At 64.8% G+C, this 20,910-nt stretch carries 17 protein-coding genes; 7 read left to right on the plus strand and 10 right to left on the minus strand.

Annotated features, from left to right (window positions below):
• Positions 1-18: 18 nt before the first annotated feature.
• Positions 19-1,191, minus strand: a complete 1,173-nt coding sequence (tgt, locus tag K226_RS0105745) for a tRNA guanosine(34) transglycosylase Tgt (protein ID WP_024813897.1) — start codon at positions 1,189-1,191, stop codon at positions 19-21.
• A 103-nt stretch (positions 1,192-1,294) separates the two neighbouring features.
• Here tgt and K226_RS0105750 point away from each other — a divergent pair, with 103 nt between their 5' ends.
• The gene (locus tag K226_RS0105750) at positions 1,295-1,777 is read left to right on the plus strand and encodes a universal stress protein (RefSeq protein WP_024813898.1); all 483 of its coding nucleotides are present in this window, start codon (positions 1,295-1,297) and stop codon (positions 1,775-1,777) included.
• 67 nt (positions 1,778-1,844) lie between these two features.
• On the opposite strand, the gene K226_RS0105755 is transcribed toward K226_RS0105750, so the two are convergent.
• The 4 genes from K226_RS0105755 to K226_RS0105770 form a co-directional block, all read right to left on the minus strand.
• Entirely contained in the window at positions 1,845-2,231 is a 387-nt protein-coding gene (locus K226_RS0105755) for a hypothetical protein (RefSeq protein ID WP_024813899.1), read from the minus strand.
• Between the two features lie 382 nt (positions 2,232-2,613).
• A complete protein-coding gene (locus tag K226_RS0105760; RefSeq protein ID WP_024813900.1) occupies positions 2,614-3,816 on the minus strand; it encodes a phospholipase A in 1,203 nt (400 codons plus the stop codon).
• Positions 3,813-4,166 carry a hypothetical protein gene (locus tag K226_RS0105765; RefSeq protein WP_238324195.1) on the minus strand — a complete coding sequence of 118 codons (354 nt, stop codon included), beginning with the start codon at positions 4,164-4,166 and terminating at the stop codon, positions 3,813-3,815. Before K226_RS0105765 ends, K226_RS0105760 begins: the two co-directional genes overlap by 4 nt.
• Positions 4,167-4,309: 143 nt before the next feature.
• Positions 4,310-6,400 carry an ATP-dependent helicase gene (locus tag K226_RS0105770; RefSeq protein ID WP_024813902.1) on the minus strand — a complete coding sequence of 697 codons (2,091 nt, stop codon included), beginning with the start codon at positions 6,398-6,400 and terminating at the stop codon, positions 4,310-4,312.
• 277 nt (positions 6,401-6,677) lie between these two features.
• On the opposite strand from K226_RS0105770, the gene K226_RS0105775 reads away from it, so the two are divergent.
• The 3 genes from K226_RS0105775 to K226_RS18715 all read left to right on the plus strand — a co-directional run bounded on the left by K226_RS0105775 (position 6,678) and on the right by K226_RS18715 (position 9,854).
• Positions 6,678-7,862: an ABC transporter substrate-binding protein gene (locus K226_RS0105775; RefSeq protein WP_024813903.1), complete on the plus strand. Its 1,185-nt coding sequence runs from the start codon at positions 6,678-6,680 to the stop codon at positions 7,860-7,862.
• A 242-nt stretch (positions 7,863-8,104) separates the two neighbouring features.
• A complete protein-coding gene (locus tag K226_RS0105780) occupies positions 8,105-9,058 on the plus strand; it encodes an AEC family transporter (protein ID WP_024813904.1) in 954 nt (317 codons plus the stop codon).
• Between the two features lie 304 nt (positions 9,059-9,362).
• Complete coding sequence (locus K226_RS18715) at positions 9,363-9,854, plus strand: DUF2703 domain-containing protein (protein ID WP_024813905.1); 492 nt, start codon at positions 9,363-9,365, stop codon at positions 9,852-9,854.
• Between the two features lie 110 nt (positions 9,855-9,964).
• On the opposite strand, the gene K226_RS0105795 is transcribed toward K226_RS18715, so the two are convergent.
• Both K226_RS0105795 and K226_RS0105800 read right to left on the minus strand, forming a co-directional pair.
• Positions 9,965-11,149, minus strand: a complete 1,185-nt coding sequence (locus tag K226_RS0105795; RefSeq protein ID WP_024813906.1) for a glycosyltransferase family 4 protein — start codon at positions 11,147-11,149, stop codon at positions 9,965-9,967.
• A 74-nt stretch (positions 11,150-11,223) separates the two neighbouring features.
• Positions 11,224-12,417, minus strand: a complete 1,194-nt coding sequence (locus tag K226_RS0105800; RefSeq protein ID WP_024813907.1) for a glycosyltransferase — start codon at positions 12,415-12,417, stop codon at positions 11,224-11,226.
• A gap of 361 nt (positions 12,418-12,778) precedes the next feature.
• Between K226_RS0105800 and K226_RS0105805 the strand changes: the two genes are divergently transcribed.
• Complete coding sequence (locus K226_RS0105805; RefSeq protein ID WP_024813908.1) at positions 12,779-13,690, plus strand: bifunctional GNAT family N-acetyltransferase/nucleoside diphosphate kinase regulator; 912 nt, start codon at positions 12,779-12,781, stop codon at positions 13,688-13,690.
• A gap of 303 nt (positions 13,691-13,993) precedes the next feature.
• Here K226_RS0105805 and priA read toward each other — a convergent pair whose 3' ends face one another.
• The 3 genes from priA to K226_RS0105825 all read right to left on the minus strand — a co-directional run bounded on the left by priA (position 13,994) and on the right by K226_RS0105825 (position 19,017).
• The gene (gene priA, locus K226_RS0105810; protein WP_369795396.1) at positions 13,994-16,102 is read right to left on the minus strand and encodes a primosomal protein N'; all 2,109 of its coding nucleotides are present in this window, start codon (positions 16,100-16,102) and stop codon (positions 13,994-13,996) included.
• Positions 16,103-16,807: 705 nt separating this feature from the next.
• The gene (hemE, locus tag K226_RS0105820) at positions 16,808-17,926 is read right to left on the minus strand and encodes a uroporphyrinogen decarboxylase (protein WP_024813910.1); all 1,119 of its coding nucleotides are present in this window, start codon (positions 17,924-17,926) and stop codon (positions 16,808-16,810) included.
• Between the two features lie 185 nt (positions 17,927-18,111).
• Complete coding sequence (locus K226_RS0105825; protein WP_024813911.1) at positions 18,112-19,017, minus strand: LysR family transcriptional regulator; 906 nt, start codon at positions 19,015-19,017, stop codon at positions 18,112-18,114.
• 154 nt (positions 19,018-19,171) lie between these two features.
• Here K226_RS0105825 and K226_RS0105830 point away from each other — a divergent pair, with 154 nt between their 5' ends.
• Both K226_RS0105830 and K226_RS0105835 read left to right on the plus strand, forming a co-directional pair.
• On the plus strand, positions 19,172-20,143 hold the full coding sequence (locus K226_RS0105830) for a TerC family protein (RefSeq protein WP_024813912.1): 972 nt from the start codon (positions 19,172-19,174) through the stop codon (positions 20,141-20,143).
• A gap of 162 nt (positions 20,144-20,305) precedes the next feature.
• Entirely contained in the window at positions 20,306-20,899 is a 594-nt protein-coding gene (locus K226_RS0105835) for a DUF2062 domain-containing protein (protein ID WP_238324196.1), read from the plus strand.
• Positions 20,900-20,910 lie beyond the last annotated feature (11 nt).

Genomic DNA, 20,910 nt, shown 5'->3' on the forward strand with positions numbered 1-20,910 from the left:
ACAGGGCTTTGATACTGTTCACACCCCGCGCGCCCGGTCTGCCTTGAATTGCGCGCGGAATTGCGCAAACTGCCCTGCCTCCAGTGCCTCACGCACTTCGCGCATGAGGTTCAGGTAGTAGTGCAGGTTGTGGATGGTGGTGAGCATGGGGCCCAGCATTTCGCCGCAGCGGTCCAGGTGGTGCAGGTAGGCGCGGCTGAAGCCGCCTCGGCCGCCTTGGCTCCACGGCACGCCCGCGCTGCCGGCGCAGGCGTGGCAGCTGCAGGTGGTGTCGAGCGGCTGGTGGTCGGTCTTGTGGCGGGCGTTGCGGATTTTGAGGTCGCCAAAGCGCGTGAACAGCGTGCCGTTGCGCGCGTTGCGCGTGGGCATCACGCAGTCGAACATGTCCACACCCTGCGCCACGCCTTCGACCAGGTCTTCGGGTGTGCCCACGCCCATCAGGTAGCGGGGCTTGTGGGCGGGCAGCAGGTGCGGCGTGTGCGCCATGATGCGCAGCATTTCGTCCTTGGGCTCGCCCACGCTCACGCCGCCCACGGCATAGCCGGGGAAGTCCATCTCGACCAGGCGCTCCAGGGATTCGGCGCGCAGGTTTTCAAACATGCCGCCCTGCACGATGCCAAACAGGGCGTTGGGGTTTTCGAGCCGCGCAAATTCGTCCTGGCTGCGGCGCGCCCAGCGCAGGCTCATCTCCATGCTCTTGCGGGCCTCGGCTTCGGTGGTCAGGTGGCCCTTGGTTTCATAGGGGGTGCACTCGTCGAGCTGCATCACGATGTCGCTGTTGAGCGTGGTCTGGATCTGCATGCTCACCTCGGGCGACATGAAGAGTTTGTCGCCGTTGACGGGAGAAGCAAAGTGCACGCCTTCTTCGGTGATCTTGCGCATGGCGCCCAGGCTCCACACTTGAAATCCGCCCGAGTCGGTGAGGATGGGTTTGTCCCATTTTTCAAAGCCGTGCAGGCCGCCAAAGCTCTGCATCACGTCCTGGCCAGGGCGCATCCACAGGTGAAAGGTGTTGCCCAGGATGATCTGCGCGCCCATGTCGTGCAGGCTTTGCGGCATCACGCCCTTGACGGTGCCATAGGTGCCCACGGGCATGAACATGGGGGTTTGCACCACGCCATGGTTGAGCGTGAGCGTGCCGCGCCGGGCGTGGCTGGTGGGGTCGGTGGTGAGAAGGTCAAACTGGAGCATGGGCGCGATTGTCCCAGATGGGGCCACACCGCCATGCCGCGCTGCGCGCTGCCCACGCGCCGCTACACTGGTCCGAACTGTTCAATACAAAGGAGTTGTTGCCATGATCAAGATACTTATCGCTGTGGATGGCTCGGCCCTCTCGCTCGACGCCGTGCACCATGTGCTGCGGCTGGTGCAGGACGGCCTGCGCGCCAGCGTGGTGCTGGCCAATGTGCAAGAGCCCGCGTCGCTGTATGAGCTGGTGGTGTCGCGCGACCCCGACCTGATCGCCGCCGCCAGCGTGGAGGCCGGCGAGCACCTGATGGCCTCCGCGCGCGCGCTGCTGCAGGCGGCCGGCCTTGGCTGCGACACCGCCGTGGGCGTGGGCGACCCGGCGCATGTGCTGGTGGACATCATCGAAAGCTCGGGTTGCGACATGGTCGTGATTGGCGCGCGCGGCCAGGGTGCCATCAGCAGTGCGTTGCTGGGATCGGTGTCGCAAGAGCTGGCCCATGCCAGCCCGGTGCCGGTGACCATCGTGAAACACCCCGAGGTGCTGGAGGTGCAAGACGACCTGGAAGGTGCCGCAGACGCAGCAGTTTGACCTGCAGATGCGCAAAGGGCCGCTGTTCGCGGCCCTTGTGCAGAATTAATTGAATGCCTGACCGGCTTCAGGCGGCCTTACGAAACGGCTCGGCCGTGCGCTGCAGCTTGCCGTGCGGCAGGCTGGCCAGGCGCTTGAACATGCGCCGCACGTAGCCGTTGACCCACAGGCACTTGTTGAGCTCGTCCACCGGCAGGGGGCCTGACACCACCACGATGTCGTTGGCCACATCTTGCGCACCTGCTGCGCGCAGGCGTCGGCGCGTATTGTTGGCCCACGACTGGATGCGTGTGGGGCTGCCGTGCTGGTGCACCTCGCCCGTGTGCACATCAAATGCAATGGCCACCGTGTCGGTTTTCAGCTTGAACCGGCGTTCACCCGTGACCGCGCTGGGCGTGTCACGCATGTCGTACAGGTAGTAGCTGCCTGCCTTGAGCTGGTATTGCATGTCCATGGGATTTCCTCTTTAGCGGCATTGTCGAGGGCGCACGGTGCAGGCAATGGCAGGTTAAAGGGTGGGAAAGGGGCTCTTTTTGGGAGCCCTTCGCCAAGGACCATGCCGGCGTCGGTGCGCGTGCCATTGTGGCGGCACGTCGGCGCGTCAGGGGCAAACTTGAGGACGATGTCGTAACGAGTTGTGAGCTGGCGAGGGCGGCGGTGATGGCATGGGCTCTCTCCGGTGCTGCGTGCCACCCGCGGCGCGTGGCGCTGGCGCGGCCCAAGCCAGGGCAGCCGTGCAAGGGCCGCCCCGCCGCACTGGCTGCGTCTCCCTTTCCGACTCGCGAAGCGAGGAGAGAGAAGGGGGAAGGCGCGCAAGCGCCTCAGGGGGATGTACGCTAGAAGTCCACCAGGCTCAGCCCCAGGCTGAGCACTGTGCGCTTGTGGTTGTAGTCGATCATGCTGTCGCCGTAGCCGCTGAACAGCTGGGTGTGCAGGCGCAGGTTGCTTTTGCCACCACCCAGCCCCGTGCCCAGGGTTTGCAGCCATTCCAGCCGGGCCGAGCCGCGCCCCGTGCCGGACAGCGAGTGGCGCACCGTGGCGCCCAGGGTGTTGTCCTTGTCCACGTTCCAGAACACCTGCACTTCGCCCCGGCCGATGTAGTCGCTGATGCCGGGGTTGTCGTCGCTGGTGCGGTCTTCGGACAGGCGCTTCCAGACGCGCGCGCGCACGTTCCAGCGGTTGTCCAGCTCCATGCCGGTCATGAGATAGGCGCGGTTCCAGCTGCGCGACAAGGGGTTGCTCTGCCCGTTGGACTGGTGCACCAGCCCGACGCCGCTGTAGCGCCAGCGCCAGCCAAAAGGCAGTTGGGCGTCGGTGGGATACACGTAAATCACCTCGGGCTCATGGTCCGTGGTGCGGAAGGGGCGCGAAATGTTGGGGCTGAACAGCTGCCAGTGCGACTGCTGCGTGTAGCCAAACCACAGCGAGTCCTTGAGCGTGGGGTGGCCCCGCGTCAGCATGCCCTGGGCCAGCTTGGTGCGCACCGACAGCTGAATGCGGTTTTCGGTGCGCCGGTAGGGAGTGATGTCGGCAGCGGTGCGGTCCTCGGCATCCGAGCTGGGCTGGCGGTTCACGCTGTCGGAGGCCACCACCGACACGGTGATGGGCCGGTAGCCGCGAAAGCTGAAGGTGCCGCAGTCGGTGCCCGATTCCAGCTCCCAAAAGCGCGAGATGTCACTGTATTGGGTGTCGCGGCAACCTGCGGAGCTTGCGACATCGATGATGCGGGTGGCCGGCAGCCGGGCGTCCACCGGCAGCGCAACCGCCGACGCATCGGCGCCCTGGCCGGTTTCGCCCGCGCCCGCTGCACCCGCCTTGGCCGACGCACCCGGCGCCTGCCAGGCCTGCTGGCCGGCCCACTGGTCGAAGCAGGCCAGTCGCGCCTGGTTGTCGTCGCCCAGGGCTGCGCACCGGCGCCATGCAGCGTCGCCGCTGGCGAGTGCACTGGCGCTGGCGGGCGTGGGTGCGTTTTGGGCCAGGCCGGCCCCGGCCGGTGCCAGCAATGCCAGCGCCAGTGCGGCGCCGTGGCGGGCGCTCATTGCCAGCCCGCCTGCTTGCGCAGCACGAAGGGTTGGGTGGTGGGGGGAGTGGCGTTGTTCCATGTTCCGTGTATTTCCTTGCCGCAACTGCCATCGACCACCTGGCCTGTCCAGGTGGCGCTGATGTTGGTGCCGTTGACCGATTCTTCCAAAGTCAGTTCGCCCGCGTCCACATCGCCGCTGAGCTGTGCACTGGCGCCGCCACGCTGCACGGTTCCGCGCACGCTGTGGGCCAGCTCGGGATGGGGGCCAAGCTGCAACAGGGCGGTGGCATCGGGCGGGTGCGCCGCATCCGGTGCGGCGGCCTGCAGCGTGGCGTGCCAGCGGCCCTGCAGGTGCTGGTGGTTCATGTTGGCAGCAGCCGGGCAAGCCGTCGCGGATTTTGGGTCGTTTTGGCCTGTAGCGCTTGTAGGACAAGCGCTGATAGCTATCAAAATGTAAGTAATCGCAGGCCGGAGCATAGGCCATGCCACCGGCTTCATCGGGCGTGGCGTCATGGGGTGGGCGCCGCGTTGGCGGCATTCGCAGCGCTTGCGGCCTGCGCCTTGGCAGCAAATTCGGCGCGCAGGGCCTTGAGTTTTTCGCGTGGGTCTTCGCGCGCCGTGGTTTTGTCCAGGCCCATCTCGGCAATGAAGCGGCTGGGCCGTGCGGCCACCATCTCGCGGCCCTTCTTGCGCTTTTTGGTCCAGCTCACGGCCAGCGTGCGCTGGGCGCGGGTGATGCCCACATACATGAGGCGGCGCTCTTCCTGCAGGCGTTGCAGGGTGTCGTCGGCCACCTTGAGCTGGCGGCCCTCGTCATCGTCGAGCTTGAAGGGCAGCATGCCCTCGGTCACGCCCACCAGAATGACGTGCGGCCACTCCAGCCCCTTGCTGGCGTGCAGCGTGGAGAGCGTGACCATGTCCTGCTCTTGCTCGCGCTCGCTGATGGTGGAGAGCAGTGCAATGGTCTGCGACACCTCCAGCAGGCTTTTCGTCTCCTTGGCCACCACGGCACCGGCGGTGTCGTCTATCTGGCCGCCGGCGCGCTGGGCCATCCAGTCGCAAAACTCCAGCACGTTGGTCCAGCGGGCCGCAGCCACCTTTTCGCTGTCTTCGCCGTCGTACAGGTGCTGCTCGTAGCCGATTTCCTTGAGCCATTCGGCCAGAAAAGCGCGCGAATCTTCGGCACCGTGCGTGTGGCGTGCGCGGTGCTCCAGGTCGTTGATGTAGCGGCCAAACTCGTGCAGGCCATCGAGCGCGCGTTTGGGCACGGCCGCGGGCAGCATGCCGTTGAACAGCGCGCCGAACATGCTTTGCTTGTGCTGCGTGGCAAACGCGCCCAAAGCGGCCAGCGTGGTGTGGCCGATGCCGCGTTTGGGGCTGCCGATGGCGCGCAAAAACGCCGGGTCATCGTCGTTGTTGATCCACAGGCGAAACCAGGCGCACAGGTCCTTGATTTCGGCGCGGTCAAAAAAGCTGGTGCCGCCCGACACCTTGTAAGGAATGTTCGCGCGGCGCAGCGCTTTTTCAAACGGCTTGGCCTGGTGGTTGGCGCGGTACAGGATGGCGAAGTCCTTCCACGCAGGCGGCGGGTTGCTGGCGGCGCGCAGGCTCTGGATGCGGGCCACGGCACGGTCGGCCTCGTGCTCTTCGGTGTCGGCATCGACCACGCGCACCGGCTCGCCCTCGCCCAGTTCGCTGAACAGGGTCTTGGGGAACAGCTTGGGGTTGGGCCCGATCACGTTGTTGGCCGCGCGCAGGATGGCGCTGGTGGAGCGGTAGTTCTGCTCGAGCTTGATCACCTTGAGCGCGGGGTAGTCCAGCGGCAGCTTCTTGAGGTTGTCGAGCGTGGCGCCGCGCCAGCCATAGATGGACTGGTCATCGTCGCCCACGGCCGTGAAGTGGCCGCGCTCACCCACCAGCAGCTTCAAAAGTTCGTACTGCGTGGCGTTGGTGTCCTGGTATTCATCCACCAGCACATGGGCCAGCAGCGCCTGCCACTTGGCGCGCACCTCGGGAAAATCGCGCAGCAGCTTGAGCGGCATGCCGATGAGGTCGTCAAAGTCCACGCTCTGGTAGGCCGCCAGACGCTCTTCGTAGCGCGCCATCACCACGGCAATGCTGCGCTCGTTGTCGTCTGCCGCCTGGGCCAGTGCCTGCTCGGAGGTCAGGCCCATGTTCTTCCACTTGCTGATGGTCCACTGCCACTGGCGCGCGGTGGCCAGGTCGGTGGTGCCGCCAGCGGCGTCTTTCAGGATACCGGCCACGTCATCGGCATCCATGATGCTGAACTGGGGCTTGAGGCCCAGCACCGCGCCATCTTCGCGCACCATGCGCACACCCAGGGCGTGGAAGGTGCACACCAGCACATCCTTGGCGCGGCGGCCAATCAGGCCCTTGGCGCGCTCGCGCATTTCGGCGGCGGCCTTGTTGGTAAAGGTGATGGCGGCAATGCGCTTGGGCTCCATCCCTTTTTCGATCATGTGCGCGATCTTGTGCGTGATCACCCGCGTCTTGCCCGAGCCGGCCCCCGCCAGCACCAGACAGGCACCGTCGGTGTAATGGACAGCCTGAAGCTGGGCGAGATTGAGACCGGCAGACATGGAGGGAGGGGGAGGGAAGGGGACAGGCAGGGGGCGGACGACGCGAAGCGCGCAATGATACCGGCCGGCCCAGTTTTCGCTTTGCCTGACGCCGCCCTGACACCCCACCTGTGGTCTCGGGAATTCCCGCTAGGGCGTTTGGCGTTGCAGTTTGATACTCTTGACCCATCTCATCACTTTTCTTGCCAGCGGTTGCGCTGCAACGTCTGTACCCATGTCCTCCATGCACCGTTTTCTTTCGATCCTGTGCGTTGCACGCCGCCCTTCGTGGGGCGCAATGGCCGTAGGCAGCTTGCTGCTGGGCGCGGCCTGCCTGCCTGCACAGGCCCAGATCGGCAGCTCCACGCCCGTGCGCATCGGTGTGGTGGGGCCTTTCACTGGCCCCTCTGCCGATTTTGGTGTGCCCATGCTCAATGGCATCAAGCTGGCGGTGGATGAAATCAACGCAGTGGGTGGCTACCTGGGGCGGCCGCTGGAACTGGTGGTCAAGGACGACGCGGCCGACCCGGACCAGGGGCGCAAGGTGAGCCAGGAGCTGCTCAAGGAAAAAGTGGTTGCCGCCATCGGCTTTTGCAACACCGGCGTGGCGATGAAGGCCATCGACCTGTTCCAGGACACCAAGACCCCGCTGATCGTGCCCTGCGCCACCGGCACGGCCGTCACCGCCAAATACCCCGCCCCCGAGAGCTACATCTTTCGCGTGACGGGGCGCGATGCGCTGCAGGCCCCGTTCATGGTCGAGGACATCGTCAAGCGCGGCTGGGACAAGGTCGCCATCTTTGCCGACACCACCGGCTATGGCGAAGGCGGCTACAACGACGTGGTGGCCGCCCTGGCCGCCAAGAACCTCAAGCCCGTGCATGTGTCGCGCTTCGCGCTGGGCGTGAAAGACCTCTCGGCCGAACTCGCCGCCGCGCGCACCGCAGGCGCCGAAGTGATCTACAGCTACACCGTGGGCCAGGAAAACGCCGTCATCGCCAATGGCAAGAAGGCCCTGGGCTGGAAGGTGCCGCAGGTGGGCCCCTGGACGCTGTCGTTCCCGTTCTTCCTGGATGGAGCCAAGGATGCCGCCGAAGGCGCGCTGATGGTGCAGACCTTCATTGCCGAGCCCAGCAACGAGCGCCGTGCGTCCTTTTTGTCGAGCTACACCCGCAAATACCAGCGCAAGGTGGCCGTGCCCATGGCAGCCGCCAACGCCTACGACGCCACCTACCTGCTGATGTATTCGTTTCTGGGCATCCGCGACGGCAACCTGGCCGGCAAGGCCATCAAGGAATCGCTCGAAGGCAAGATGAAAACCTACTACGGCGTCGTGTCCACCTACGAAAAACCGTTCAGCGTGGAAGACAAGGACGCCATCACGCGCAACATGCTGGTCATCGGCATGGTCAAAAACGGCGGCATCACCTTTGCCTACCCCGAAGACGCCAAGCGCAACCTCATCATCCAGCGCAAGCAGTGACCAAGGAATGCCTCCAGCCGGCTAACGTCGTTGAAGAGCCTTGCCGTGCAATAGCACTGTCTGCGGCTCTCCGCCTGGTTATCCGGTGGAAGGCAATCCTTAGAAGCACCCCCTGAAGAGACCCCCCAAGCCTGCGATCCGCCGCGCATTCGCCCTGTGCGATGACCCCCGCCTGACTTTGCGCTGACCGCGGCCCGGACCGCACCGTCCCGGCGCCGGGCGCAGCACCGACAATCTTTCCCGTGCTGTCTGTCCTCCTCATCACCTTTCCCTTCTTCGCGCTGGTGCTGTGCGGCTATCTGGCCGCCCGGCGCGGCGTGCTGCCGCAGCCGGCTATTCCCGGGCTCAACGCCTTCGTGCTGTATTTCGCGCTGCCGTGCATGCTGTACCGCTTTGGCGCCAGCACCCCCATCGCGCAGCTGCTCGACCCGGCCGTGGCCGGCGTCTACCTGCTGTGCGCGCTGGTCATGGTGGGCGCCGCGGTGGCCCTCACGCGCAATGCGCGCATCGGCTGGAACGACGCCGCCTTTGGCGCCCTGGTGGCCGCCTTTCCCAACACGGGCTTCATGGGCGTGCCGCTCTTGGTGGCGCTGCTGGGCGCGCAAAGCGCGGGCCCGGCCATCGTCACCATCGTGGTGGACATGGTCATCACCAGCTCGCTGTGCATTGCGTTGTCACGCCTTGACGGCGCGGGCACCCACGGCGTGGGCGTGGCGCTCAAGAGCGCCTTCAAGGGCATGGCCACCAATCCCATGCCCTGGTCCATTGCGCTGGGGGCGCTGGCCTCGGCGTTGCAGTTCACCCAGCCCGGCCCGGTGGAAAAAACCGTGGCCATGCTGGCCGACGCCGCCTCGCCCGTGGCGCTGTTCACCATCGGTGCCGTGCTGGCGCGCTCACAAATGAACCAGCACGAACAGGTGCTGGTGCGCGACTACGTGCCCATTGCCCTGGCCAAACTGCTGGTGCACCCGCTGCTGGTGTGGTCGGTGGGTACGGCGGCCATCGCCCTGGGTGTGCCGCTCACGCCCTTTGCGCTGACGGTGCTGGTGCTGCTGGCCGCCCTGCCCAGCGCCAGCAATGTCTCGCTGCTGGCCGAACGATTCGGCGCCCACAACGGCCGCATCGCACGCATCATTCTGGTGTCCACGGCCCTGGCGTTTCTGAGCTTTTCGGGGGCGGTGGCGTTGCTGACCTGAGCGCTTTCATTTTAATAGCTGTTGGCGCTTATTGCATAAGCGTTAGAGGCCAAAAACACTTCAATTAAATCCTGTGCCAACCTCGCATTGGGTTCTTGCCGAAGGCCATGCCCATCCGGTTCGATCGGGGGGGGGGGCGGGAGTTCGAGAGGTGTCGAATAATCCGGATGTGATGGAAGGGTTGGCCGAGCAGTTCAAGGCACCAAAGAATGCGCATGCCTGTGGTGTTGGCTGCTCTTGCCAACTCATGCGGCGCGATGGACCATGACAACGGTTGCCCGTCAGAAACTTTCAGGAGAGTGGCATGAAACCAATGCAGATTGTGTGGAGGCGCCTCGTGATGGGCGGTGAGACTTGCACCCGTTGCGGGGATACGGGTCGCGAACTCGAGGCGGCCACGGCCCAACTCGCTGCGGCACTGCGACCGCTGGGGATCGAGCCCGTGCTCGAAATGCAGCAAATCGACGAAGCTGCGTTCAAGTCCAATCCCTCCGAGTCCAACCGCGTGTGGATCGCGGGCAAACCCATCGAGGAGTGGCTGGGCGCCGAGGTGGGCATGAGCCGTTGCTGCTCTGTGTGCGGCGACTCGGATTGCCGCACGATTGAAGTGGGCGGCCGCACTTACGAGGCGATCCCGCAGGAGCAGTTCATCCAGGCAGGGTTGATGGCAGCCAGCCAGATGCTTGCGCCGGCATCGCCATTGAACCGTGGCGCAGCATCGTGCTGCAGCGGTGCCGCAGGAGCCCCACCGAGCGCGCCAACTCCCAACCGAGCCAGCGGCGACTGCTGCGGTTAGCCCGACAGAACGGGAACCGGCGCGGCCATTTGCGCAAGACTTGATTTGCTTTTGATGGCTTGTTTTTGCATGCCCAAAAAGGGCGGTTGCAAGTTCAAGTGCCATAAAACTCAATGCGCTGGTGCAGGCTGCTGGGTCAAGCGGCTGTAAATCCGCACTTTTTCCGCCGTGGTGTCCGACCAGCTGAACCTTTCTGCATAAGCCCGCGTTGAGGTGTGCAGAGGGTAGTTGCTGCGCAGATGCGCCACCGCCTGGGCAATGCCAGTCGGCGTATTGCTGGGCATTAAGACGCCAGCCTCGGGCGAGGTAATGACCTCTGGTGTTCCCCATATATTGCTGGCGACCACCGGGGTGCCGCATGCCATCGACTCCAGGAGCACGTTGGCCCAGCCTTCCCGGCTGGAGGCCAAAACCAGGGCGTCGCAGGCACCGTAGTAACGGCATAGCTCTTTTTGCGACAGCACACCCAGAAACTTGACGCGGTTCTGAACACCGAGATCCGTGGCCAGTTTTCTGAGCTTGTTCTCGTCGGGGCCGCCGCCTGCGATGGCGAGGGTCACGTCGGGCATCAACGCGAGCGCGGCAATGGCGCGGTGATGCCCTTTTCGTGCCACCAGGTAACCCACCGACAGCAAGGTAAAGCCGCTGATCCCCAGCGCAGACCGCGTGGTGGGCCGGTCGACGGGTTTGAACAATTCCAGATCGACGCCGTTGCGCAGCGGCATGATGTCTTCGCGTGCCAAGCCAATTTTTTTCAGTTCAGTCTTCAGGGCCTCACAGACCGTCACGACGGCCGCCGCATTTTTGCCTGCCCACACTATCATTTTCCGGGGCAGGTAAAACTTCGGGATCAGGTTGATGTCTGTGCCAAGGGCGCTGATGACGACGGGTTTGTTGAAGTAGCGCCCCAGCAGCGTTGCTGCCACCCCGTCAGGGTAGAAGTAATGCGCATCGATGACGTCAAATTGAAAGCCTTCGTCCATCAGTCTGGCTATCGCGGACCTGGAAGCCATGGCCATCAGAAACGGCGCGACATGCATGCCCATCTTGGGCGGCAGAAAGTACCGGGGGTGTAGCACGCGCACGCCACTGCGAATTTCCTCTGTGGGCACTTTCGCAAAGCCCGCATAGTCGCCGAACATCTTGTGCGTGAACGGAAACCATGGCACCGGCGCCACCACCACCGTTTCGATCTTGCCCGTCTCCATGACCTTCTTCAGCGCGGTTTCCGTGAAGATGCCGTGATGCTGTTTGACGGCATTGGGGTACAGGGTAGAGAACGTAAGTATTTTCATGGCGGTAAAAAGTGACGTCGTTCGGACGCAAAGAGGGATGAGACCGGTGGTGAATCCGCTTCTTTGCACGGGGATCAATGCATGGTGTCTTGCGGGGGCGCCGGCTGCTGTGCCGCTATTTCAAGGGGGCCATGGGTTGCCGCGCTCAGGAAGAGGTCGCCATAGCGCTGGATCACTGTCTCAAGGCTGTAGCGGCGCTGCACCGAGATGAGCGCTTCTTGCGCCTGGGCGTTCGGCCGGCCCGATTGGCTGAGCCGCAGCAGTTCGGTCGCCAGCGCGGTGGCGTCGCCCGAGGGCACCAGGCTGCCGCACCGGCCCTGGTCCAGCACGTCCGCGTTGCCGCCAACGTTGGAGGCCACGATGGTCAGGCCCGTGGCCATGGCCTCCTGGAGGGCGCACGACGTCGCTTCTGAAAGGGACGGGAGGACGAAGCAGTCGAACGATCGCAGGATGTCTGCAATGTCCGAACGCGCGCCCGGCAGCCAGGCGCGATCGCTCAACCCTTCGTTGTGCAGCCGCAGTGCCATCTCGCTGTGCAATGGCCCGTCACCCACCATGGCCAGCCGCAGGCGTTCTGTGCCGGGAGCGCCCGAACGCACCAGGTGGACAAAGGCGTCCACCAGCAGCAAGGGGTTCTTGATGTCCGCCTGGCGCCCCACCGTGCCAATGACCCAGTGCCGTTCGCGCTGGAACGGAAAACCCACCGGCAAGGCGTCGTCGCTGGTGCGCGGACGAAACACACGCGTGTCCACGCCGTTGGGGATCAGGTGCACGCGCTCGGCGGCCGCTCCAATCTGCGCACACTGGCGCGCCTGGTCCACTGACACCGCCACGTATTGGCTTACAAAGGGGCGATAAAGCCTTCTGAGCAGGCGGTAGCGGGTCGATTTGCCATTGATTTCATGCAAGTCCAGTCCGTGCTCGACATGCACACGCAGCGGAACCCGCGCGAGTGCCGCCACGGGCACGAACTCCAGCGCCCCCAGGTTGCAGCTGTGGAGCACGTCGGGCCGCAGGCGACGCAACAGTCGATAGACCTTGGGGTACAGGGCATAGGGCTGCCCCGGCGGCTTGTTGAGCGCGATGAGCTCCACATCTGTTCCATCAAGACGCCGGGCAAACTCGGGGTCGATGTCACTGAGTGCGATGACGGTGTGCCGAAACGATGTGCGCGGCAGGTGCCGAATGAGTTGCACCACCACGTTTTCCATGCCACCCGTGCCAAGCCGATAGACAAGGTGGGTGACGTGGCAGGGAGGGACGTGCATTGGGTCACTCTATGACGGTCTGCCAGAAAATGCCACCGCTAAATGGCCAGCGCACTCATCGTCTGGCTGCGCGGCCCGGCCCGGTTGGTACAGGCCACCCGTTGCGAGCGGACACCGGCGAATTGCCTCGAATGGCGGGCGCCGAGCCGTTGCGGCCGCTCGCTCACATGGCGCAAGCGATCGTTTCGCGGTGAACTCGGGCGCTTCAGCGCTGGCCCATACGTCGCACGCAACGCAGGGGTTTTTGCAATGCGTCGAACGCCTGCACCCGCGTACCGCTTTAAAATGAAACGTTAACCGAAAGAACCGTCACGGCCGTGGCCCTGAAAGGCTTTCATTCTTGAAACCAAAGGTGGTGAAGATGAACAAGCCTTTTATTGCTCTGTGCCCCGAGATCACCCGGGCCAACGCGCTGACCCTGATGGACTGGCTGGAAGACGAGGACGTCACCCGCTACCTGAGCGATTCGCGCCATGTCTCCCGGTTCATCGAGCAGGTCATCGGGCGCGTCCAGTTGCCGATCCTCACCCATCTTTTCAACCAGGGCGGCCGGTTCTTCATGGCCTACGACGGGCAGGACGTGCCGGTGGGCTTTGTGCGCCTCGTCAAGGTGGGACGGGACTGCGAAATGGTACTGGTCATCGGCAATCGCGACAACTGGGGCCGCAAGCTCGGCGCCAGCGCCATCCGCGAAGGCATGAAGCTCGCCTTCTTCGACATGCGGGCCGAGAAGCTCATCGCCAAGATCCACCCGGACAATGCGCGCTCGCTGAAGGCCTTCCTGCACAGCGGCTTTTTGCTGGAAAGCGAAACGCCTGCGATGAAGTCGCTTTCCATGAGCTCGGAGCGCTATCTCCGGCTCTTGCGCGAAAGCCCTGCGGTGCACGCCGCCGACATCTACATCACCGAGATTGACAAGGCCCGGCTCAGGAGCCTGGTCGAGCTTGACCGCGGCTCGGAGGTTTTTGAGCTGGAGCACGAGATCGAGCGTGCCATCGTCGTTGATCCCTGGAACGTGGCCGAGGATGTTGTCACGATGAACTCCCGGGCCTTGCTGCAGGTGGACGACGAGGAACTGGAAGTGGCGCTGGTGTACCCGGAGGACGCGGACGACCGTGCCGGGAAACTGTCGGTTTGCTCCGGCATCGGCACCGCGATCCTGGGCTACAAGGCGGGCGATGCCTTCAGCTGGCGGATTCCGGACCGGACCTGCCACATCCGGATTGAAAAAGTGCTTTACCAGCCGGAAGCCGCGGGCGACTTCCACTTGTAGGTTGGCACGCTGCGCTGCAGCGGCAGATCGTGCGTGCGCATCCACGGCGTACCGAGGTGCCGCTTCGGCTCTCTGGGCTGCATCCATTTCGATAGCTTCGAGGGATGATCTGCATAACTCCCTGCGGTCTGTGGCAGCGCGGCCTCGGGCGGTCCACTGCGTTGCTTTTCTTGCCAATAGCCGAGCTATTGGCTGCAAAAAGACGCCTTGCGGCCCATCCCGATCCGCACTACCACCGACGCGCGAGGGTTATGCAGGTCATCCCTAGCGCTTGTCCAGCAAGCGCAAGGGCCAAAAAACACCTCAAATCGCCAGCGGGTCCACATCCACCAGCCAGCGGATCAGGCCCTTGTGCTCGGGCTGGCTGCGGGTGGTTTGCAGCACGGGCTGCCAGGCGGCCAGAAAGCGCTGCAGCGCAGCGCGGCTGGGACTTTCCATGAGCATCTGGGCGCGTTCTACATTGGCCACGCGCTGGATGGTGAGGGGCACGGGCGGGAACAGGGTCACCAGGTCGAGCCCCGGCAGGCCCGTCGCATGGGCTGCGGCGGTGGCGGCCGACAGGAATCCCTGGGCCACCTCCTGCGTGCGGGCGTCGGCCCGTACCAGCGCCTGGTATGAGAACGGGGGCATGGCGGCCTCTTCGCGTTCCTTCAATTGCTGGGTGGCAAAGGCGGGGTAGTCGTGCGTGCGCAGCGCCTCAAACACGGCGTGCTGGGGGTGAAAGCTCTGCACCCACATTTCGCACTGCGTGCCCTGCGCGGCCATGTAGGCGGCGTCGCGCCCGGCGCGGCCCGCAGCCTGCATGAGCAACGCAAACAGCCGCTCAGGCGCACGAAAGTCGCTGCTGAACAGGGCGCCGTCGGGCTGCACGGCGGCCACCAGCGTGATGCGCCGAAAGTCGTGACCCTTGGCAATCATCTGCGTGCCCACCAGCACATCCACCTCGCCCGAATGCACCTGCGCCAGCTGCGCCTCCAGCGCGCCCTTGGCCTTGGTGGTGTCGGCGTCGATGCGGGCGATGCGGGCAGGGTCGCCATCGGGCCGCTGCACGTTGCGCAGCAGGGCGCCCAGTTGCTCTTCGAGCTGCTCGGTGCCCCGGCCCATGGGGTGGATGTCGGGGCTGCCGCAGCTGGGGCAGTGGTGGGGCACGCGCACCGCGAACCCGCAGTGGTGGCAGCGCAGGGTGCGGTCGGTCTTGTGAAAGACCTGGTGCGCGCTGCAGTGGGGGCAGTCGCTTTTCCAGCCGCAGTCCACGCAGTGCAGCACGGGGGCATAGCCGCGGCGGTTCAGCAAGATCATGCTTTGCTCGCCACGCGCCACGCGCTCGGTGATGGCCTGCAGCAGCGGCGCGCTGAACACGGTGCGACGGGGCTGCTGGTTCATGTCCACCCGCCGCACGCGGGCCAGGGCGCCGGCACCGATTCGGCTGGGCATGTGCAGGCGCACGTAGCGCCCGCCCTCGGGGTCTTCGGGCGTGGGCGGGCGGCTGGCGTGCCAGCTTTCCAGCGACGGCGTGGCCGAGCCCAGCAGCACCTTGGCGCTCTGCTCGCGCCCGCGCCAGATGGCCAGGTCGCGCGCCGAGTAGCGGGCGCCTTCCTGCTGCTTGTAGCTGGGGTCGTGCTCTTCGTCTACCACGATGAGTTTCAGCCCCGGCAGGCTGGCAAACACCGCCATGCGCGTGCCCAGCACAATGCGCGCGCTGCCGCTGTGGGCGGCCAGCCAGCTTTTCAGGCGCTGCGGGTTGGTCATGCCGCTGTGCAGCGACACCACGGCGCCCGCACCAAAGCGGGGGGCAAAGCGGCCCACAAAGCGCTCTTCGAGCTGCGGCGTGAGGTTGATCTCGGGCACCATCACCAGCGCCTGGGCCGGAAATCCATCGCCCTTGTCGGCCTCCAGCATTTCCTGCACGCAGCGCAGGTACACCTCGGTCTTGCCGCTGCCGGTGCTGCCAAACAGCAGGAAGGGGCCTTTTTCGGCAGCAATTCGGGCTCTGGCGCTCTCCTGCTCTGCGGTAAGTGCTATGTTTTCAATAGTGTCTGACGTGTCGCCTGCCGGCGTGGCCGGGCGGCGCAGGCGCCGGGCCAGCTGCTCGGGGTTCAGGTCGCGCAGCTGCGGGGGCAGGGCGGCCAGGGCCACCTCGCCCAGCGCGCGCTGGTAGTAGCGCGCCGCAAACGCCACGAGGCGGCGCCAGGACAGGTCGAGCGGGGCCACGCCATCGAGCACGCCAGCAATGGCGCGCAGGGTGGCGCCGTCGGGCAACTCGCCGGTGGCCTGGTCGGCATCCCACACCACGCCCAGCACCTCGCGGCTGCCCAGCGGCACGCGCACCAGCGTGCCGGGCGCAAGCGGGCGCTCACTGGCGTAGCTCAGCAGGTCGCCCACGCCGCTGTGCGATGGGGTGTGCAGTGCCACGTGGACGATGGAGGGATGGACAGGCAAGAGTTACAACCGCTTGTTGATGTGGTGCGGGGATGTGGCGGCTAAGTGCTTGATCTGGCAGGCATTGGGGAGTAATCCCGGATTTCTGTGGATAACTTTGTTGACATCCTGCCGGGATGCGCTGCCAGGCCGCATGAATACTGGCTTGCAACAGATTGCCCGGAAAAATGGCACCGGCAAAAAATCCTTATGAATCAATCATCTGAAGAAATTTTTGCGAAATTTTTGTGGTAGCGCGTTCACCCGCCATTTTGCTGCGCCGCACCACCATTTGTGTGCATAAGTCGTACAGCCGGGGTACGTCAAGAGGGGAAAACGCCCCCGTTTTGTGCTAGCCGTTGGCGGGGATCTTCAAAAACTGGTTCACTTTGGGCTCCAAGTCCTTGATTTCACAAAGTATTTGCAGGAAATTCAGAATTTCTGTGGATAACTTTGTTGATATCCCCTGGATTTGGCTTGCAAGCCCTTGAAATTACGTGCTCTGGCTAGATTGCCCAGAAAATAGGCAATGCAATTAACTCGTTTGGAATCAATCACTTAGATCAAACTTTGCGAGCTGTCAAAGATCGTTTCGACGGGGCGCACGGGGCAGGGCGGGGAGGCGGCCGCTGCGCCCGGTTTGTGCATAACCAGGGCCGGGGCGCCCCCGGCTGGTGCACGGGGCGGTTGCCCCCGTGTTCACCGCTGGCGCTGCGCCCGTGAGTAGCCATGCACTGCCTCGACCAGCGCCGCCACATGCTCGGGCGGCGTGAACTGGCTGATGCCGTGGCCCAGGTTGAAGATATGCGTGGGGCCGGTGGTGGACTTGTCGGTGTGCGGCTTGCCGAAGCTGTCGAGCACGGCATGCACCTGGGTCACGATCTGCGCGGGCGGGGCAAACAGCACATTGGGGTCGATGTTGCCTTGCAGCGCCTTGCCGGGGCCGCCCACCTGGCCGCCGACAATGGCGCGCGCCTTGCCCAGGCTGGCCGTCCAGTCCAGGCCCAGCACCTCGCAGTCGATGTCCTTCATGTCTTCGAGCCAGATGCCGCCGCCCTTGGTGAAGACGATGCGCGGCACGTCCTGGCCGTCCACGCCGGTGCGCTTGAGCTGCGCGAGCACGCGGCGGGTGTAGGCCAGGCTGAATTCCTGGAATGCGCCGTCGGCCAGCACGCCGCCCCAGCTGTCAAAAATCATCACGGCCTGGGCGCCCGCGTCGATCTGGGCGTTCAGGTACTGCGCCACGGCGTCGGCGTTCACGGCCAGGATGCGGTGCATCAGGTCGGGGCGGCTGTACATCAGCGTCTTGACAAGGCGGTAGTCGTCCGAGCCCTTGCCCTCGACCATGTAGCAGGCCAGCGTCCAGGGGCTGCCCGAGAAACCGATGAGCGGCACGCGGCCATTCAAGGCCTTGCGGATGCTGGTGACGGCGTCAAACACGTAGCGCAGCTTGTCCATGTCGGGCACGGCCAGTTGGGCCACGTCGGCCTCGGTGCGGATCGATTGGGCAAAGCGTGGGCCCTCGCCCTCGGCAAACGTCAGGCCCAGGCCCATGGCGTCGGGCACGGTGAGGATGTCGCTGAACAGAATGGCCGCGTCGAGCGGGAAACGCTCCAGCGGCTGCAGGGTCACTTCGGTGGCGTAGTCCACATTGGTGGCCAGACCCATGAAGCTACCCGCCTGGGCACGCGTGGCCTTGTATTCAGGCAAATAGCGGCCCGCCTGGCGCATCAGCCACAGGGGGGTGTAGTCGGTGGCTTGGCGGCGGCAGGCGCGCAAAAAGGTGTCGTTGGTGAGGGGGGCGAAGGTGGTGCTCATGCCCGCAATTGTCGCAGGGCGCGCTGGCGCAGGCCACTGGCCCGGGTTTCGGTCTGGAAGAAGCGGTCCTCCTGTTGCGTCGGCCTGCTCGCGGGGATGGGCCGCAAACGCTGTACATCCAGCGGGTTGTGGTTCGAAGTTTGGGTGTTTTTGGCTTCTGGCCATTGATGGATAAGCGCTATAAGCTATTGATTTAATAGCGTTCCGATCTTGCCTGCCTCCAGCAGCCTTGTCAGCAGCGGGTGCATGACCTTGCGTGCGCTGTAGATCAGGTGAAACTGCTCCTGCACCTCGGGCGTGCTGCCCACCTGCACCAGTCCGTGGGTTTGCGCCAGGTGCTCGCCCAGCGATACCGGCGCGGGCATCACGCCCATGCCGGTGGCGGCAAAGGTGCTCAAGAGGGCGCTGTCTTCAAACTCGCCGGCAATCCGCGGGCGGATGCGCTCGCGCTCCAGCCAGTGGTCGATGCGCGCGCGCATGGCGGCGTGGTCGGTGGGCAGCAGCACCGGCACCACGGCCAGGCTGTGCGGAAAGCCGTTGGCCGCTGCCTCGGCCCATAGCGGCGGGGCATACCAGGCGATGGCGCTGCTTCCCAGCAGCTGGCTGGTGGTGCGCAGGGCGGGGTTGGGGGGCGCCGCGCGGTCGGCCAGCACGGCGTCGAGCTTGTGCAGTGCCAGCTCGCCCAAAAGCGGCTGAAATTCGCCCTCATGGCACAGCAGCCGCAGGTGGGGCTCGTCCAGCACGGGCGTCAGCAGCCGGTGCACGGCCAGCTTGGCAATGCCGTCAGAGATGCCCAGGTTCAGCCGCAGCGTCTGGCCGCTGGCGGCCTCGCGCACGCGCACGGGCAGCAGCTCACCCAGCGCAAAGATGTGGTCGGCCTCGTGCAGCGCCGCCACGCCGGCGTCGGTCAGCACCAGGTTGCGGCCTTCGGTGCGCAGCAGGCTTACGCCCAGCGATTTTTCCAGCTCGCGCACCTGGGCGCTGATGGTCTGCACGGCCATGTCCAGCCGCTCGGCGGCGCGGGCAATGCCGCCTTCCTTGGCCACCACCCAGAAGTAGAAAAGATGGCGGTAATTGAAGCTTTGGCTCATGGGGGGCTTTCGGTGGGTGAAGCGGTGGGGTTCGTAAAAACCGAACCAATGCTACCAATATGACAGGTTTTTAAGAATCGATGCCGCCCCTACAGTGCAGCCCTGTGCCCGAGGCGAGCGGTGGGCAAAACAAATTCCCTTTCGGAGAAAAAGCATGGAAACGATAGGAACCTGGTGGATGTGGGCGGGATTTGCCGTCTTTGTGGTGGTGGCCATTGCCATCGACCTGTTGGTGATGGAGCGCCAGGGCGCGCACAAGGTCACGATGAAAGAGGCCGTGCGCTGGAGTCTTTTGTGGTTCTCGCTGGCCTTTGTGTTTGTGGCCATCCTGTGGTGGTATCTGGACGGCAGCCAGGGCCGTGAGGTGGCCAACACGGTGTCAATGCAGTTCATCACCGGCTATCTGGTGGAAAAAAGCCTGTCGATCGACAACATCTTCGTGTTTCTGATGCTGTTCAGCTACTTTGCCGTGCCGCCGCAATACCAGAAGCGCGCGCTCATCATCGGCATCATCGGCGCCATCGTGCTGCGCACGCTGCTGATTCTGGTGGGCGCCTGGCTGTTGGCCACCTTCCACTGGCTTTTGTATGTATTTGGCGCATTTCTGGTGTTTACCGGCGCGAAAATGTGGTTTGCCGCAGGGCAGGAGCCCGACATTGCCACCAATCCGGTGCTCACCCTGCTGAAAAAGCGCATGCGCATCACCGACCGGTTTGACGGCGAAAAGCTCAGCACCATGATCGACGGCGTCAAGCACTACACCCCGCTGTTCGTGGTGCTGGTGCTGATCGGCACCACCGACATCATCTTTGCGGTGGACAGCATCCCCGCCATCTTTGCCATCACCAGCGACCCGTTCATCGTGCTCACGGCCAACATCTTCGCCATCCTGGGCCTGCGCGCGCTGTACTTCCTGCTGGCCGACCTGGCCAACCGCTTTCACCTGCTGGCCTATGGCCTGGCCCTGGTGCTGGTGTTCATCGGCGGCAAGATGCTGCTCATCGACCTGGTGAAGATCCCGATTGGCTATGCCCTGCTGGTCACGGCCTCGCTGATTGCCGGCTCCATCGTGCTGTCGCTGCGGGCGTCGAGCCAAGGCTCGCCGGCCCTGCCCCCCAAGGGTTGAGAAGGCGTGAACGAACCCACCATGCCCGCTCATCCCGCCAAAACGCACCCCCTCGTCGTCGCAAATGCTCGCCATAGCCCGAGCTATGGCTGCGCTTTGCGCCTCGACAGGCCGCGTTTTGGCGGCCTGCTCGGCCACGCCGGATTCATTCACACCTTCTAAGTGTTCGCCGCCATGCAGATGCTGTGCCGCTTGCGCCGCTGGTTGCGGGGGCTGGAGCCCCGCGTGCGGGGTCACATGGACCGGCCCTGGCTGCTGCGCCTGCAGCCCTGGCTGGAGCAGCGCGCGCTGTTCCGTTTTCAGCGCCAGCCGCTGGCCCGGGGTGTAGCGGCGGGCATGTTCTGCGGGCTCATTCCCGGCCCGCTGCAGTTGCCTGGCACCCTGCTGGCCTGCGCCTGGATGCGCGGCAATGTGGTGGCGGGCGGCATGACCACGTTCTATACCAACCCCCTGACGATCGTGCCGCTGTATGCGCTGGCCTTTTACCTGGGCGCGCTGGTGATGCCCGGAGAACAGGTCATGCCCGCCTGGGGCAGCGTGGCACCCGACGGCGCGTTTTCAGTGCAGGCGCTGGCCGCATGGATGCAGGCCCTGGGCACCCCGCTGCTGGTGGGGTTGCCCACGCTGGGGCTGCTGCTGGCAGCGCTGGGTTATGTGGCCGTGCACATCCTGTGGCTGGCGCCGGCCGTGCAGCGCGGGCGCCGCTGGCAGCGCTGCCGCGTGGCAGCCCAGCGCATGCCGCCGCAGGAGTATTGACAGCCCCCAGG

Origin of the sequence: Acidovorax sp. JHL-3, from assembly GCF_000526295.1 — a bacterium.
Lineage (GTDB): Bacteria > Pseudomonadota > Gammaproteobacteria > Burkholderiales > Burkholderiaceae_C > Acidovorax > Acidovorax defluvii.

Bases quoted from the DNA above. Each gene is read 5' to 3' on its own strand.
- tgt (WP_024813897.1), bottom strand. From the start codon at position 1,191: ATGCTCCAGTTTGACCTTCTCACCACCGACCCCACCAGCCACGCCCGG.
- K226_RS0105750 (WP_024813898.1), top strand. From the start codon at position 1,295: ATGATCAAGATACTTATCGCTGTGGATGGCTCGGCCCTCTCGCTCGAC.
- K226_RS0105755 (WP_024813899.1), bottom strand. From the start codon at position 2,231: ATGGACATGCAATACCAGCTCAAGGCAGGCAGCTACTACCTGTACGAC.
- K226_RS0105760 (WP_024813900.1), bottom strand. From the start codon at position 3,816: ATGAGCGCCCGCCACGGCGCCGCACTGGCGCTGGCATTGCTGGCACCG.
- K226_RS0105765 (WP_238324195.1), bottom strand. From the start codon at position 4,166: ATGAACCACCAGCACCTGCAGGGCCGCTGGCACGCCACGCTGCAGGCC.
- K226_RS0105770 (WP_024813902.1), bottom strand. From the start codon at position 6,400: ATGTCTGCCGGTCTCAATCTCGCCCAGCTTCAGGCTGTCCATTACACC.
- K226_RS0105775 (WP_024813903.1), top strand. From the start codon at position 6,678: ATGGCCGTAGGCAGCTTGCTGCTGGGCGCGGCCTGCCTGCCTGCACAG.
- K226_RS18715 (WP_024813905.1), top strand. From the start codon at position 9,363: ATGAAACCAATGCAGATTGTGTGGAGGCGCCTCGTGATGGGCGGTGAG.
- K226_RS0105795 (WP_024813906.1), bottom strand. From the start codon at position 11,149: ATGAAAATACTTACGTTCTCTACCCTGTACCCCAATGCCGTCAAACAG.
- K226_RS0105800 (WP_024813907.1), bottom strand. From the start codon at position 12,417: ATGCACGTCCCTCCCTGCCACGTCACCCACCTTGTCTATCGGCTTGGC.
- K226_RS0105805 (WP_024813908.1), top strand. From the start codon at position 12,779: ATGAACAAGCCTTTTATTGCTCTGTGCCCCGAGATCACCCGGGCCAAC.
- hemE (WP_024813910.1), bottom strand. From the start codon at position 17,926: ATGAGCACCACCTTCGCCCCCCTCACCAACGACACCTTTTTGCGCGCC.
- K226_RS0105825 (WP_024813911.1), bottom strand. From the start codon at position 19,017: ATGAGCCAAAGCTTCAATTACCGCCATCTTTTCTACTTCTGGGTGGTG.
- K226_RS0105830 (WP_024813912.1), top strand. From the start codon at position 19,172: ATGGAAACGATAGGAACCTGGTGGATGTGGGCGGGATTTGCCGTCTTT.